We start from the raw sequence: 15,040 nt of genomic DNA, 5'->3' as shown, positions 1-15,040 counted from the left end.
ACCGTCCTGGAAGTCACGCGGGTAGCAGGGCGAACAGTGGCTGCCCGAACTCGACCGGATCGCCGTCCCGGACGAGCACCTCGGCCACCCGGCCGACCTGGTCGGCCACCACCTCGTTCATCAGCTTCATCGCCTCGACGATGCAGACCACCTGACCGGGCTCCACCTTGTCGCCGACCTCGACGAACGGAGCGCCGCCGGGCTCGGCCGCCTGGTAGTAGGTGCCGACCATCGGCGCGACGACGGTCCGGCGGCCGTCACCGTCGGCGCCGCTGGCGGCGGCCGGTACGGGCCGGGCAGGGAGGTCGGCCGGCGCTGGGGCGGGTACTACGCCGCCCGGCTCCGGCGGACCGGACGCGCCGTGCCACTCGATCTCCAGCACGGCATCGCCGGAGCGCAGGTGGATCCGGCGCACCGGGCCGGCCGTCTCGGTCAGCAGCCGACCCGCCTGCCGGCGCAGCTCGCCGAGTGCCGTCTCCCGGTCAGCCGGCTCGGCGGCTTCGGTCGGCTGTCCGGGGATCGCCGCGGCGGTCACTCGGGACCCGCTTCCGACGGCAGCACGCTGGCTGCCGCACCGTACCGGCGGAAGCGCCGCCGACGACGCCCGACCAGCTCCCCGGCGGGTAGGTCGAGCAGCGGCGCCAGGTTCTCCAGCAGCGCCCGGCGGAGCAGTCGGGCCGCCCCGGCGGGATCCCGGTGCGCGCCCTCGGCCGGCTCCGCGACGATCTCGTCGGCGACGCCGAGCCGCAGCAGGTCGGGTGCGGTGAGCCGGAGCGCGTCGGCGGCCCGCGGCACGGCGGCCCGGTCCTGCCAGAGGATCGCGGCGCAGCCCTCGGGACTGATCACCGAGTAGACCGCGTTGCGCAGCATCAGCACCCGGTCGGCCACCGCCAACGCCAACGCCCCACCGCTGCCGCCCTCGCCGATGATCACCGCGACGATCGGGGTCGGCAGTCCGGTCATCGCCAGGATGCTCTCGGCGATCGCGGCGGCCTGGCCCTGCTGCTCGGCCTCCACCCCCGGGTACGCACCCGGCGTGTCGATCAGCGTCACCACCGGCAGGCCCAGGCCGGCGGCGAGCCGCATGACCCGCATCGCCTTGCGGTAGCCGGCCGGGCTGGCCATCCCGAAGTTGCGGGCCCGCAGCTCCCTCGGATGGTGTCCCTTCTGGTGCCCGACCACGGCGACGTACCGGTCACCGAGCCGGGCCAGCCCGGCAACGATCGCCGCGCAGTCGACGCCGAGCCGGTCACCGTGCAGCTCGACGAACCCGTCGAAGGCGGTGGCCAGGTAGTCGAGCGTGGTCGGCCGGCCGGCGTGCCGGGCGGACCGGACGATCCGCCAGGCGTCGGTCCAGTCGTCCGGGCCGGTGTCCCCGGTCCACGCCGCCGGGGTGACCTTCCCCGGTTCGGGTCGGCGGATCGAGGGCGCCCGGGCACCCGGCCCGGCCACACCGCCACCGCCACCGCCCGGTTCGCCATTCACCGGCGGCGACGCTTCAGCCGCGCGGAGCTGGCCATTCAGCCGGCCGTTCAGCGGGCCATCAAGCGAGCCGTTCAGCGGGCCGTTCCGTGGGCCATCAGGCGGGCCGAGCAGGGCGGCGTCGTCCGGCGTCGACGGCGTCCCGGCCGGCGGCCGGACCAGCGGCTTGACCGGGGCCGGCGCGGCGGCGGCGAGCAGCCAGCGCAGCCTGGCCCGCAGCACCCGCCGCTCCACCACCATGTCGACCTGACCGTGCCGGAGCAGGAAGTCGGTGGTCTGGAAGTCCGGCGGAAGCGTCTGCCGGATGGTCTCCTTGATCACCCGGGGACCGGCGAAGCCCAGCCGGGAACCGGTCTCGGCCAGCACGATGTCGGTGCAGGTCGCGAAGGACGCCGCCACTCCGCCGTAGGTGGGATCGGTGACCAGGCTGACGGTCAGCAGCCCCGCCTCACGCAGCGCGGCGATCGCCTGGCTGATGGTGGCCATCTGCATCAGCGCCAGTACGCCCTCCTGCATCCGGGCGCCACCGGACGCGGTGACCAGGAGCAGCGGCAGGCGGTTGCTCAGGGCGTGCTCGGCGGCCCGGGTGATCAGCTCCCCGGTGACCGAGCCCAGGCTGCCGCCGAGGAACCGGAAGTCCATCACGGCCAGCGCCAGGGGATGCCCGCCGAGCGTCGCCGAGCCGCAGAGCACCGCCTCGGCCAGGCCGGTCTCCGCGCGGGCGGCGGCGAGCCGCTGCGGGTACGGGACCGAGTCGACGAATCCGATCGGGTCGACCTGGGTCGCCGGGCCGGGCAACTGGCGGAAGGTGTCCCGGTCGACGAGTTGGGCGATCCGCTCGGGCGCGTCCAGCCGACGGTGGTCACCGCACTCCGGGCAGACGTCGAGGTTGCGCCGCAGCCGCTTCCGGTAGAGCAGCGCCGGGCAGGAACGGCAGCGGATCCACGGCTGCTGGTCGAGATCGGCGTACCCGCTGCGGCGCGGGATGGTGCCGGCCGGCGTACCCCCGGTCATCGCCGTACCCCCGGTCATCGCCTTGCCCCCTCGTTCGTCGGGGCGTCCCAGCGGTAGAAGCAGCGCGCCATGGCGTCCGCCGGCACCCGCCAGTTCGCCAGGTACGGCGTGATGTGCGGGGCCAGCCGTTCGCTGACCCGGACGAACTCGGGATGCCGGCGGACGTTCTCCACCGCGGCGGAACCCGGACTCTCCGTCTCGATCAGGTGCACATACAGGTCGTGCAGCCGGTAGAGCGAGCGGTGCCGTACGCCCACCAGCCGGGGCAGGTCGGTCCGGTCCGACTCGGCGAAAATCTGCGCGACCCGCCCCTCGGCGGCCGGCACGACCTTCGCGACGATCAGTGAGCGATCCATGGCGCAGCCTCCCTGGGCGATTCCCGCGCTCCGGATGGGTGACACCGGCACCGGGCCGCGACAAGAGCCTCTCCCCCGGCTTCTCCCCCGACTGCGACCTCGTCCGAACGACTGGTGACCACCCTGCCGAGCGGGTGTCAACGAAGTGTCACCCGATCGCGTACGGCCGCCCCCCAGTATGGTGACGCTCTGGTGACGTCGACCGGGCACAATGCCCGATCGCGAGCCGGCGGGAGAGCGCTCAGGCAGCGTCACGGAGACCGATCACGACCACTTATGCCCAGCTCACAGCCGTTGTGCAGCGGCCGAACGGGTAGGTCGGATTGCCGACCGGCGGATTGACCGAGCGTAACGGCGATTGATAACCTTCGTCATGCTTTGCGGTGTCGGTCGCCCGAGCGGGCGCGGCGCCGGAGCGGCATCGGCATACCGGAGAGCTGGACGGGGCGGTCCGGGCAGAGCGGACTTCGGGACACGGGTTCCGGGTGCAGGAGGGTGGGGCCGTGACTCCTGAGGAGAGCGCGCCACACGACGGGGCACGCCGGGCACCGGCCCAGCCGTCCGAGCGTCAAGCCGGCCGAACGATCCAACTGTTCCTGCTGGACGGGTTCAGTCTGCTGCACGACGGGACGCCGGTGGTCGTACCACGTGGACTGCAACGGATCATCGCACTGGTCGGGTTGCGGCCGGGTGCGACCCGGGCACACCTGGCCGGTCTGCTGTGGCCGGACACTCCGGAGGAGCGGGCGATGTCCTCCCTGCGTACGGCGCTGTGGCGGCTGCGTCAGGAGGGCAGTTGCCCGGTACTCACCACCGGCGACACGGTACGGCTCGATCCGGCGGTGCGGCTCGACATCGACGACCTCGTCCGAGCCGCCGACCGGGTACGCGACGGCGGCGACCCCCGCTGGGCGGCGAAGATCCGTGGCGCCGGACGGCACGACCTGCTCCCCGGCTGGTACGACGAGTGGGTCCTGCTGGAGCGGGAGCGGCTGCGCCAGCTCCGGCTGCACATGCTGGAGGACATCGCCCGGGGTCACCTGCGCGCCGGGCAGCACGGCGAGGCGTTGCAGGCCGCCCTCGAGGCGGTCCGCGCCGAGCCGCTGCGGGAGACGCCGCACCGCCTGATCGTCGAGACCCACCTCGACGAGGGCAACGCCTACGAGGCGCTCCAAGCCTTCTACGTCTACCGTGACCTGCTGCTCCGCGAACTTCAACTGGAGCCGTCCGAGACGATGTGCGCCCTGCTCAGTGACCTGCTCGCCCCCATCTCCCGGCCGGCGGGGGCGCGCCTGTCGGCCTCGCGGCCACCGTCGGGGCGCGCCGAGGCGTACCCCGGCCGGTCGGCGCTGCCGGTGCGGCGCTGATCCGTGGCCCACCGTCCCACCGTGGCCACCGGCTCCTGACACGCCCACCGTCTCCTGACGCCCGCCGTCTCCAAGACCCTGCCGGCGTGCCTGGCGGGGCGGGCGGAACCGAGGCGGAACCGGGCGACAGGTTACCGGGCGGACAGGTGACCGGGCAAGGGTCGGGCCGAAGCCCGACGGTCTCCGTCCGGGGCGGTGCGATCCGGACGTGTCCCCATCCTGGCGTCGGCGGCGTCACCGCCGCGTCACCGGAGGACGACGCCGCCAGCGGCGGGCGGTGACGGTGGGGTGACGTCACCGCCGGCATGGTGATCGAGCCCGACCGGACGGCCGCCAGGTTGTCCGGGCCGCGACCGGGTCCGGACGCCCGCCGGACCCGGGTCCGGACCCGATCACGGACCGGCAAGATCCAACGGGTCGGACCGGCAACGGACGCCCCGAGGCCGGGTCGGACGAAGCCGGATCGTCGGGCCGGAAGCCGGGCCAGCGGGCCGGGGCAGCCAGGCGAGCCGTAGCAGCCAGTGGGGAGACGAGATGAATCGCGTACTGATCGTCGGCAGGATCATCCCGGGAACCGAGGAGGAGATCGCGAAGATCTTCGCGGAGTCCGACAACACGGACCTGCACACGGTCACCGGAGTGCGGCACCGCTCGCTCTACCACCTCGACGATCTCTGCCTGCACCTGATGGAGACCGACGACTCCGGGCCGTCCCGGCTGGAGCAGGCGAACCGGCATCCGCTCTTCGTCAGCGTGACGCAGCGGCTGGGCTCCTACATCTCGCCGTACTCGCCGAACTGGCGGTCGCCGCGCGACGCGATGGCCCAGTGCTTCTACCGCTGGGACGGCCCGGGTGCGACGGCCGCGATGCCGCCGGCCAGCCCGGCCGGCAGCCCGAGCTGATCCCGTCCCGACCCGCACCCGCCCGTACGCCGGCACCGCCGATCCCGGTCCGACGACCGCACCGGTACGCGCCGACCCGCCGACCCGGCCCGCCCACCCCGCCCCGCGCCACCCGGTCCCGCGTCGACCGCCCGGTCCCGCGTCGACCCGCCGCCGACCGACCATCGACGACCGCGGAAGGGGTCCGATGTCCGTCCGACCGATACATGTGCTCGTCATCGGTGCCGGTACCGGCGGCATGTGCCTGGCGCACGGCCTCCGGCGGGCCGGCATCAGCGTCGCCGTCTACGAGCGGTACCGCGACCGTGGCGACGGCCTGCTCGGCTACCGGGTCGGGATCAACCCGACCGGCTGCCGGGCGCTGCGGGAGTGCCTGCCGCCGGAGCTGTTCACCACGTTCCTCGCCACCTGCGCCCGGGCGCCCGGATACTTCAACGTGCTCACCGAGCAACTGCACCGGACGGCCTCCTTCGCGCTGCGCCCCGAGGCCGACCCGACCAGCATCGACCAGTCGGTCTCCCGGATGACGCTGCGCCAGGTGCTGCTGACCGGGATGGACGACGTGGTGCACTTCGGCAAGACGTTCACGCACTACGCGCAGCACGACGACGGCCGGGTCACCGCGTACTTCGCCGACGGCAGTTCGGCCACCGGGGACCTGCTGGTCGCCGCCGACGGCACGCACTCCGCGGTACGCCGGCAGTACCTGCCGCACGCCGAGGTCAGGGACGCCGGGAGCATCAACATCGCCAGCAAGATCCCGCTGACCGAGCAGACCCGCGGCCTGCTGACCGAGGAGATGCACCGGGGCATCTCGCTGATCTTCGGTGCCGGCGGCGTGATGGGCGTACTGCACGTGATGGAGTTCAAGTGGGACCAGCGCGGCTCGGTCAAGCCCGGGGTCGGGGTCACCGACGCCCGGCTGATCGGGCAGTGGCCGGGGCTGCTCTTCGACAACACCCGGGACTGCATCAACCTGATCATCTGGAGCGCCGCCGACCGGTTCCCCTCTGATGTGATGGAGTTGCGCGGCGAGCGCCTCGCCGAGGTCGCCCGGGACCTGACCCGGAACTGGCATCCGCACCTGCGCGAACTGCTGCGGCAGAGCGACACCGGCAGCGTCATCCCGATCAAGGTCGCCACCTCGGTACCGGTCGAGCCCTGGCCGAGCAGCAACGTGACCCTGCTCGGCGACGCGATCCACACCATGACGCCGGGACGCGGAGTCGGCGCCAACACCGCGCTGCGGGACGCCGCGCTGCTGCACCGGCAACTGGTCGCGGCGGCGGCCGGCGCCAAGCCGCTGCTCGGGAGCATCGCGGACTACGAGACGGAGATGATCCGGTACGGCTTCGCCCGGGTCGCCGACTCGCTGCGGACCAACGGCACCAACGGCGACGACCCGATCTACAAGCCGGTCATCGGCCGGTTGGCGATGCTGGCCGCGCGCGGCTACTTCAGCGTGACCAGCCGGCTTCCGCCGCTGCGCCGCCGCTTCGTCGACGAGCTGTACAACTACCGAGGCGCGGAGACCTGACCCGCCGTTCGACCCCGGGAGGGGAAGACTCTTGACATCGGCAAAGGATTTGTTGAAATAGGCATATGACTTCACCCCTGGCGCCGGAGGCGAGCGCGGTACGCGACTTCAACCGCTTCTACACCCGGATCATCGGCGCGCTCGACGAAGGGCTGGTCCGCACACCGTTCTCGCTCACCGACGCCAGGGTGGTCTACGAGCTGGCCCAGCGCCCGGCGACCGAGGTGCCGGCACTCCGCCGTGAACTGGCGCTGGACCCCGGCTACCTGAGCCGCATCCTGTCCCGGTTCGCCGCCGACGGACTGGTCGAGCGCAGCCAGTCACCGGTCGACGCCCGCCGGCAGGTGGTCACGCTGACCGAGGCCGGGCGGGCCGCGTACGCCCAGTTGAACGAGCGGACCCAGACCGAGATCGAGGCCCTGCTGGCCGGGCTCTCCGTGCCGGACCGGAAACGGCTGGTCGAGGCGATGCGGACGATCCGGGGGGTACTCGGCGAGGCGGTGCCGCCCCGGGCGTACCTGCTGCGGCCGGTCGGCCCCGGCGACCTCGGCTGGGTGGTGCACCGGCACGGCGTCCGCTACGCCGAGGAGTACGGCTGGGACGTCACCTTCGAGTCCCTGGTCGCCCGGATCGTCGCCGAGTACGTCGACCAGCGCGACCCCGGCCGCGAGGAGGCGTGGATCGCCGAGCTGGACGGCGCACCGGTCGGCTGTGTCTTCTGCGTCCGGCGGGACGACGAGGTGGCCCAGTTGCGCCTGCTGCTGGTCGAGCCGGAGGCCCGGGGGCTGGGCATCGGCAGCCGTCTGGTCGACGAGTGCCTGCGCTTCGCCCGCCGGGCCGGCTACCGCGAGATCATGCTCTGGACCAACGACGTACTCGCCGAAGCCCGGCGGATCTACGAGAAGGCCGGCTTCGAGCTGCGCGAACAGGCCCCGCACCACAGCTTCGGCCACGACCTGGTGGAGCAGACCTGGTGGCGCCGGCTCTGAGCGGTCGACCGGTGCCCGGTGCGCGGGCCGGAGGGAGTCATACGCGGGCCGGAGGGAGTCAGCAGAGCGCCGGGGTGCTGGCCCGGACGACCACCTCGGCGCGGATCCGGCGCAGCCGGGGCCGCTCCGCCCGGGGCTGCATGACGAGTTCGAGGGCGGCGGCACCGACCTCTTCCAGCGGCAGCCGTACCGTGGTGAGCGACGGCGTGACGTCCCGGAGCGTGACGATGTCGTCGAAGCCGGCCACCGCCATCCCGCCGGGCAGCGGCACGCCGTGGTCGCGCAGCGCCGAGATGGCGCCGACCGCCATCACGTCGTTGACCGCGAAGACACAACTGGCCCGGAGGTCGTGGGCGAGCAGGTCTCGCATGGTCGCGTACCCGCCGTCCCGGGTGAAGTCGCCGTACGCCACCTCCGCCCTCGGCAGCGTGTGGCCGCCGTCGGCGAGTCCGGCCTGGAAGCCGGCGAGCCGGTCCCGGGCGGTGAGCAGGTGCCGGGGCCCGGCGAGTACGGCGAACCGCCGGTGCCCCAGCTCGACCAGCCGCCGGGCGAGCAGTCTGGCCCCCTCCCGGTTCTCCAGCAGCACCGTGTCGATCGGCAGCACGTGCTGGCTGATCAGCGCGACCCGGGCGCCCGACTCGTCGAGGATCCGCAACTGGGCGCCGAGCCGGTCCCGCAGCGCCGGGTCGGTGGTCCGGCTGCCGGCCAGGATGACGGCGCGGGGCCGCTGGCCGCGCAGGGTCGCCAGGTAGTCGAGTTCCCGTTCGGCCCGGCCGGTGGTGCTGTACATCATCACGATGCTGCCGTGCCGCTCGGCGGCGCGCATCACGCCGGCCGCGATGGAGGAGAAGAACGGGTCGGCGATGTCGTGCACCAGCAGCCCGACCACGTTCGTGCGGCCCCGGGCCATCGCCTGGGCCGGCGCGTTGGCGGAGTAGTCCAGTGCGGCAGCGGCGGCGAGCACCCGGTCCATCAGGTCCGGCCGGACCTGGCGGCTGCCGTTGCCGTTGAGCACCCGCGACGCGGTCGCCACCGACACCCCGGCCTCGTGGGCCACGTCCATCAGCGTGACGGTTCCGGACGATCGCTTGCTCATGGTGGCGGCCCCGAGAAGGTGGTCGGTGTGGCGTCCGGGCCGGCGACCGCCCGGCACCCGCACCCTACCGTCAGGGGTGATCCGGACCGCCGCGCGGCGCCTCCCCCGGCGTCGGGGACGGGATCCCTCCGAGGCGGGAGGACGACAGCCGGCGGCTGCCGCACCGTCGAGGCATGACCATGAGGTACGGGATCGGGCACCGGGGCCGGGCGGTAGGCGCGTTGGGCTTCGCCGTCGGGTACGGGCTGCTCCGGCTCTACTGGGCCGGGGGCGGCCGGTGGGGCTACACCGCGTGCGACCGTACCCGCTCGCCGGGGCCGGTGGAGATCGCCGACGGCTGTGGGGCGGAGCGGCTGGCCACGTTGCCGTTCTGGTCCGGCTGGGGAGCGGTACTGCTCTGCGCCCTCCTCGTCGTCGTGGCAGGGATGGCGACACTGACCGCCGGCGGCAACCGGCCCGCAGGGTCGACGAGATCCGGCGAACCCCTGGGCCGGTTCCTCCGGTCCGGCCGGACCGCCTCGGTCGGCGCCTGGGCGGCGGCGGCGGCCCTGGTCGTGCTCTCGTTCCCCGGACACCTGCTCTTCGAGATCCCGATGGGGCTGGCCGGCCGACCCACCGACTGGCCGGACCTGCTGGGCCGGCTGCTGCTGCTCGGCGGCGGGCTCTCGTTCGCGGCGACGGCGGCCTCGGCAACCGATCGCGGGTACGCCCGTCCGGGGCCGCCCGGGCCACGGCCGGTGCCCGGCTGGACCCGCCGCTGGACGTACGCGGCCTGCCTGCTGCCGACGCTCGGGTTCACCGTGCCGCACGCGTGCTGGCTGCTGGGTATCCCGCTGGGCATTCCGGCCGACGAACTACGCCGGGCCGTCGAGGACATCGGGCTGCTGCCCGGACTGCTGCTCACCCTGGCACCGATGCTCGGTGGGCTGCTCACGCTCGGCCTGGCCGCCCGGTGGGGACAGGTCCTCCCCCGCTGGCTGCCAGGGCTGGCGGGGCGCCGGGTACCACCCACGCTGGCCCTGGCGCCGGCCGGGGTGGTCGCGGTGGCCCTGACCGCGTACGGCCTGATCGGCCTCGCGATGCTGACCGAGGCACTGGCCACCGGCGCCACCAACTGGGCGGAGCTGCGCTCCGGATGGGCGGTGGCCGGAACCGAGCTGGTCTTCCTCGCCTGGGGCATCGCGCTGGGGGTGGCGGCCGTCGGCTACTTCCGCACCACCCGCCCGCTCGACCCGCACGACCCGCACGACCCGCATGACGGGCACGACGGGCACGACCCGCACGACCCGCACGACCCGCATGACGGGCACGACGGGCACGACGGGCAGGACAGGCAGGACAGGCAGGGTGCGCAGGCTGGTGTGGGGAGCCGGGCCGTGGCCGAAAGTCTTTCAGGGCGTGCCGGATCTTGACGTTGCCGGTGGAAGGCGGTTAGCTCGGGAAAGCGGTTACCGCATTCGCCCGTCATCCATACAGTCCACTGGAGACAGTCAGCAGATGACCTCCGCGAGCAGTACCACCAGCCGGCTCACCGTCACCCACGAACACGGTCGCCAGATCGTCGTCACCGCGGACGGCGTGGAGATCGCGACCTACGTGTACGACCCCCCGGTGCCGGACTTCGAGTCACGCAAGCCCTACCTGCACCCGCTGCGTACCCTCGACGGGGCCCTGGTCTCGGCGTACCGGCCGAACGACCACCGGTGGCACAAGGGGCTCCAGATGACCATCTCGCACCTGTCCGGACAGAACTTCTGGGGCGGCAACTCGTACGTGCACGGCGAGGGCTACCGGGTACGGGACAACGTCGGCCGGATGCGGCACGACGCCTTCGACCTGGTCGACGTCACCCCGACCGGGTTGACCCTGCGGGAGTCGCTGACCTGGATCACCTCGACCGAGGAACACTGGGTCGCGGAACGGCGGGAACTGCGGATCCACGGGGTGGACCCCGGGCGTGGCACCTGGACGCTCGACTTCCAGACCGCACTGCGCAACATCCGGGGCGCGGAACTGCGGGTCGGCAGCCCCAGCACGCACGGCCGGCCGAACGCCGGCTACACGGGGTTCTTCTGGCGGGGGCCGCGCGGCTGGACCGGTGGCGAGATCGTCACCGCCGACGGCGGCGGGCCGGAGACGATGGGCCGGCAGTCCCCCTGGCTGGCGTACACCGCCGAGCACGACGAGGTCGACGGCGGCGGCACCGTACTGGTCTTCGCCGGCACCTCCAGCGCCGCCGTACCGCTGAAGTGGTTCGTCCGGAACACCCCGTTCCCGGCCGTCAACCCCTCGCCCGCGTTCGACGAGGAGGTGGTGCTCGCGCCCGACGAGACCCTCCGGCTCGCCCACCGGGTGGTCTTCGCCGACCGGGCCTGGGACCGGGCCGAGATCGAGGCGTACGCCGCGGAGCACGCGCCGTGACCGCCGCCGACGGCACGCCACCGCCCTTCCCCGGCGCCGTCGGCATCACCAACCTGCGGGTCTATCCCTGGCAGACCGACGACGGCCTGCACGGCGGCACCCCGCACCTGCACCTGTGCTGCACCGAGTGCTACGTGGTGGTGGGCGGCCGGGGCCGGCTACAGACCCTGACCCGGCGCGGCTTCGAGGAATCACCGCTGGGCGCGGGCGACGTGCTCTGGTTCACCCCGGGCACCATCCACCGGGCGGTCAACGACGACGGCGCGCTCCAGGTCGTGGTGATCATGCAGAACAGCGGGCTGCCGGAGGCCGGCGACGCCGTACTCACGCTGCCGCCGGAACAGCTCGCCGACCCGGCGACCTACCGGCGGGCGGTCTCGCTGACCGGGCCGGACGGATCCGAACCGCCCTCGGCCGAACGGGCCCGGGCCCGCCGCGACCTCGCCATCGAGGGGTTCGGCGAGCTCCGCCGCAGATGCGCGGCCGGCGACACCGCCGCGCTCGACGACTTCTACGCGTCCGCCGCCGCCCTGGTACGCCCGCAGCTCGACGCCTGGCAGCAGCGCTGGGAGCAGGGGCCGGCGGCGGTGAGCCGGCAGACCGGGGCACAGCTCGACGCGCTGCGCCGTGGTGACCACAGCCACCTCGCCGACGCCACCGTCACCCGGATCGTCCAACCCGAACAGACGACGCTGGGCATGTGCGGCTTCCTCTCCCCGTACGACCCACTGCGCGCCCAGCGCGACTGAGCACTCCGGCACCACCTCGCTAAGGAGTACCTGTGGAACCCATCCGCGTCGCCGTGGTCGGAACCGGAAACATCGCCCGGCTGCACGCCGAGGCACTGCGGCAACTCGGCGAGGAGGTACGCCTCGTCGGCGCCGTCGACACCGACCCCGGCCGGCTGTCGGCGTTCTGCGACCGGCACGACGTACCGGCCCGGCACTCCGACCTGGCCAGCCTGCTGGAGAAGGAGCGACCCGAGCTGGTACACGTGTGCACCCCGCCCGGCTCGCACCACGAGTTGGCCCTCGGCTGTCTCCGGGCCGGTGCCAACGTGCTGGTCGAGAAGCCGCCGACGCTGAACCTCGGCCAACTGGACGAGCTGGCCGAGGCGGAGCAGCGGTACGGCGCGACGCTTTCCACCGTCTTCCAGCACCGATTCGGCACCGGTGCGCTGCGGCTGCGCGCCCTGCTCGACGCCGGCGTGCTGGGCCGGCCAATGATGGCGGTCTGCCACACCACCTGGTTCCGCCCGCAGTCCTACTTCGACGTCGAGTGGCGGGGGCGCTGGGACACCGAGGGCGGCGGCCCGACGATGGGGCACGGGATCCACCAGATGGACCTGCTCTGCGCGATCCTCGGCGACTGGGCCGAGGTCTCCGCGCTGGCCCGACAGCAGGCCCGGCGCTCCGAGACCGAGGACCTGAGCATGGCCCACGTCAGCTTCGCCAACGGCGCGGTGGCCAGCGTCGTGAACAGCCTGCTGTCGATCCGCGAGGAGAGCTACCTGCGGTTCGACTTCGAGCGGGCCACGGTCGAGCTGACCCACCTGTACGGCTACGGCGACGACGACTGGCGGATCACCCCGGCACCCGAGTACTCCGAGGAGGTGCTCGCCGCCTGGCGGACCGGCGCGGCCGGGGTACGCAGCGGTCACCGGGCGCAGTTCGCCGAGGTGGTCCGGAGCCTGCGCGCCGGCACCCCGCCGCCGGTCACCTCGGCGGAGACCCGACGGACCATGCGACTGGTCGCCGGAGTCTACGCGTCGGCGTTCGCCCGCAGACCCGTCCGGCCGGACGAGCTGGGCGAGGACTCACCGTTCTACCGGCGGATGCAGGGGGACAGGCCGCGATGGTGAGCAGCCCGCTGGTGCCCGCCGCGGCCGTACCGCCACCGGCCGTACCCGGTCCGGGGACCCGCCCGCCGCTGCCCGCCACGACTCTCCCGGACCCCGTCGGGGTCGACGGCGGCCCGGGGAACGGGCTGGCCGTCACCCACGACGTCGGCCGGTCGGTACGGGTCGGCTGGCGCGGTGCGGAGCTGTTCCACTACGTCTACGCCGCGCAGGAGCCCCGGGACGAGGCGCCGCGACCCTACTTCCACCCGCTGCGGACCCTCGCCGGCAACGTCGTCAGCCTGTACCGGCCGCACGACCACCTCTGGCACAAGGGGCTCTGCTTCGGCATCTCCAACTTCGGTCCGGACAACTTCTGGGGCGGGTCGACCTATCTACGCGGCCAGGGATACCGGAAGCTCGACAACATCGGGGTGGTCGAGCACCTCGACTTCCCGGTGCTGCGCCGCGACCCCGACGCCGTACGCCTGGTCGAGCGGCTGCGCTGGGTCGGCCGCGACGGCGGCGCGGCGGTCTCGGAGCGGCGCCGGCTGGCGGTGGCGGTCTGGGCCAACCAGAGCGCGTGGCGGCTACGCTTCGAGACCGTACTGCGCAACGACGGCGACACGGTGATCACGATCGGCAGCCCGACCACCCAGGGCCGGGAGAACGCCGGCTACGGCGGACTCTTCTGGCAGGGACCGCGCTCGTTCCGGGGCGGCCGGGTGGTGACCCCGACCGGAGTCGGCGCGGACGAACTGATGGGCTGGCGCGGCCGGTGGCTCGGCTTCGTCGGCCGGCACGACGGCCTGGGGCCGGCCGAGACGTTGGCGTCGACGCTGGTCTTCCGGGACGATCCGGCGAACCCGGGCGCTCCGACCCGGTGGTTCGTCCGCACCGAGCCGTACGGCTGTCTCGGCCCGGCCCCGTTCTTCGACCGGGAGTACCCCTTCGCGCCCGGCACCGAACTACGGCTCCGCTACGACGTCGTGGTGGCCGACGGCGAACGGGACCCGGCCGGCTGCGCCCGACTGGCCGACCGGGCCGGCGCGACCGAGTTGCTGACCGGCGCTACCGAGTTGCTGACCGACCCGGCCGAGCCGGGGTGATCCGGGGGTGATCCGGGGCGGCTGAGTCGGCGGCCACCCCTCGACATCCAGCCCGGAAAATCGCGTTCGGCCGGTTGTTTACCCCGGCCGGCCGACCCTGTTGACTGAGACGAGACCGACGAGACGAGACCGACGAGACGAGAGTCGGGACGGGACCGGACGAGACGGGACCGGACGGGACGACCGGGGACGGGGAGGCGGCGAGTTGCGGGTCATCGGGGTGGGCTTCGGGCGTACCGGCACCAGGTCGACGAAGGAGGCGCTCGAACGGCTCGGCTTCGGCCCGTGCCACCACATGGCCGAGTTGTTCGCACAGCCGCGGACCATCGGTGCCTGGCTGCGGGCGGGCCGGGGCGGACCAGTGGACTGGGCCGGGCTGCTGGACGGCTACCGATCCACCGTGGACTGGCCGAGCGTGTACTTCTGGCGGGAGCTGATCGAGGTCTATCCCGACGCCAGGGTGCTGTTGACCGTACGCGACCCGCAGTCCTGGTACGACAGCGTCCGCAGCACCATCTACCGGTCCCGGACCATCGACCCGGAGTCGGCGCCACCGTGGCTGCGGCAGGCGTTGGCGGCCCATCCGGATTTGCTGGACCAGCCGAGGCTGACGGAAGCGCTGATCTGGCAGGGCACTTTCGGCGGCCGGTTCGACGACCGGGAGCACGCCCTGCGGGTCTACGCGGACCACGTCGCGGAGGTCCGGGCGACCGTGCCCGCCGACCGGCTCCTGGAGTTCGACGTGGCGCAGGGCTGGGAGCCGCTCTGTGAGTTCCTCGGCGTCGGCCTGCCGGCGGAACCGTTTCCGCTGCTCAACACGACGGCCTCGTTCCGAGAACGGCTGGCGGCCCCGGCCGGACCGCGCGACGAGCCGTGACCGGCCAGCCGACCGGGCTGCCCGTCGCGCCGTGACCGGTTAGCCGACCGGG

Annotated in this window: 14 protein-coding genes; 10 read left to right on the top strand and 4 right to left on the bottom strand. The window is 73.2% G+C overall.

Annotated elements, in window-relative coordinates:
• Positions 1 to 13: 13 nt before the first annotated feature.
• Genes accB through Pma05_RS27730 form a run of 3 tightly spaced genes read right to left on the bottom strand, consistent with a single transcriptional unit; the run spans position 14 to position 2,852 of the window.
• Positions 14 to 535: an acetyl-CoA carboxylase biotin carboxyl carrier protein gene (gene accB, locus Pma05_RS27740; protein ID WP_203860433.1), complete on the bottom strand. Its 522-nt coding sequence runs from the start codon at positions 533 to 535 to the stop codon at positions 14 to 16.
• Complete coding sequence (gene accA, locus Pma05_RS44085; RefSeq protein ID WP_239313258.1) at positions 532 to 2,496, bottom strand: acetyl-CoA carboxylase carboxyl transferase subunit alpha; 1,965 nt, start codon at positions 2,494 to 2,496, stop codon at positions 532 to 534. The genes accB and accA overlap by 4 nt, the downstream gene beginning before the upstream one ends.
• A 14-nt stretch (positions 2,497 to 2,510) precedes the next feature.
• On the bottom strand, positions 2,511 to 2,852 hold the full coding sequence (locus Pma05_RS27730; RefSeq protein ID WP_203860432.1) for a TcmI family type II polyketide cyclase: 342 nt from the start codon (positions 2,850 to 2,852) through the stop codon (positions 2,511 to 2,513).
• Between the two features lie 584 nt (positions 2,853 to 3,436).
• Here Pma05_RS27730 and Pma05_RS27725 point away from each other — a divergent pair.
• The 4 genes from Pma05_RS27725 to Pma05_RS27710 all read left to right on the top strand — a co-directional run bounded on the left by Pma05_RS27725 (position 3,437) and on the right by Pma05_RS27710 (position 7,648).
• The gene (locus Pma05_RS27725) at positions 3,437 to 4,219 is read left to right on the top strand and encodes an AfsR/SARP family transcriptional regulator (RefSeq protein ID WP_203860494.1); all 783 of its coding nucleotides are present in this window, start codon (positions 3,437 to 3,439) and stop codon (positions 4,217 to 4,219) included.
• A 534-nt stretch (positions 4,220 to 4,753) separates the two neighbouring features.
• A complete protein-coding gene (locus tag Pma05_RS27720; protein ID WP_203860431.1) occupies positions 4,754 to 5,122 on the top strand; it encodes a TcmI family type II polyketide cyclase in 369 nt (122 codons plus the stop codon).
• A gap of 187 nt (positions 5,123 to 5,309) precedes the next feature.
• A complete protein-coding gene (locus Pma05_RS27715; RefSeq protein WP_203860430.1) occupies positions 5,310 to 6,659 on the top strand; it encodes an FAD-dependent oxidoreductase in 1,350 nt (449 codons plus the stop codon).
• A gap of 65 nt (positions 6,660 to 6,724) precedes the next feature.
• Complete coding sequence (locus Pma05_RS27710) at positions 6,725 to 7,648, top strand: bifunctional helix-turn-helix transcriptional regulator/GNAT family N-acetyltransferase (RefSeq protein WP_203860429.1); 924 nt, start codon at positions 6,725 to 6,727, stop codon at positions 7,646 to 7,648.
• A 58-nt stretch (positions 7,649 to 7,706) separates the two neighbouring features.
• Here Pma05_RS27710 and Pma05_RS27705 read toward each other — a convergent pair whose 3' ends face one another.
• On the bottom strand, positions 7,707 to 8,744 hold the full coding sequence (locus Pma05_RS27705; RefSeq protein ID WP_203860428.1) for a LacI family DNA-binding transcriptional regulator: 1,038 nt from the start codon (positions 8,742 to 8,744) through the stop codon (positions 7,707 to 7,709).
• Between the two features lie 173 nt (positions 8,745 to 8,917).
• On the opposite strand from Pma05_RS27705, the gene Pma05_RS27700 reads away from it, so the two are divergent.
• From Pma05_RS27700 to Pma05_RS27675, 6 genes are all read left to right on the top strand, one after another.
• Positions 8,918 to 10,156 carry a hypothetical protein gene (locus Pma05_RS27700; RefSeq protein ID WP_203860427.1) on the top strand — a complete coding sequence of 413 codons (1,239 nt, stop codon included), beginning with the start codon at positions 8,918 to 8,920 and terminating at the stop codon, positions 10,154 to 10,156.
• A gap of 85 nt (positions 10,157 to 10,241) precedes the next feature.
• Entirely contained in the window at positions 10,242 to 11,165 is a 924-nt protein-coding gene (locus tag Pma05_RS27695) for a DUF6807 domain-containing protein (RefSeq protein WP_203860426.1), read from the top strand.
• Complete coding sequence (locus Pma05_RS27690; RefSeq protein WP_203860425.1) at positions 11,162 to 11,914, top strand: cupin domain-containing protein; 753 nt, start codon at positions 11,162 to 11,164, stop codon at positions 11,912 to 11,914. Before Pma05_RS27695 ends, Pma05_RS27690 begins: the two co-directional genes overlap by 4 nt.
• Before the next feature lie 32 nt (positions 11,915 to 11,946).
• Entirely contained in the window at positions 11,947 to 13,026 is a 1,080-nt protein-coding gene (locus tag Pma05_RS27685; protein WP_203860424.1) for a Gfo/Idh/MocA family protein, read from the top strand.
• Positions 13,020 to 14,111 (top strand): DUF6807 domain-containing protein, encoded by a 1,092-nt coding sequence (locus Pma05_RS27680; RefSeq protein ID WP_203860423.1) that lies wholly within the window; start codon positions 13,020 to 13,022, stop codon positions 14,109 to 14,111. The genes Pma05_RS27685 and Pma05_RS27680 overlap by 7 nt, the downstream gene beginning before the upstream one ends.
• Positions 14,112 to 14,316: 205 nt before the next feature.
• Positions 14,317 to 14,988, top strand: coding sequence for a sulfotransferase family protein (locus Pma05_RS27675; RefSeq protein ID WP_203860422.1), 672 nt, complete (start codon positions 14,317 to 14,319; stop codon positions 14,986 to 14,988).
• Positions 14,989 to 15,040 lie beyond the last annotated feature (52 nt).

The organism is Plantactinospora mayteni (assembly GCF_016862935.1).
Taxonomy (GTDB): Bacteria; Actinomycetota; Actinomycetes; order Mycobacteriales; family Micromonosporaceae; genus Plantactinospora; species Plantactinospora mayteni.
The sequence above is the reverse complement of the archived record's forward strand: the minus strand, read 5'-3'. Positions and strand labels throughout refer to the sequence as shown.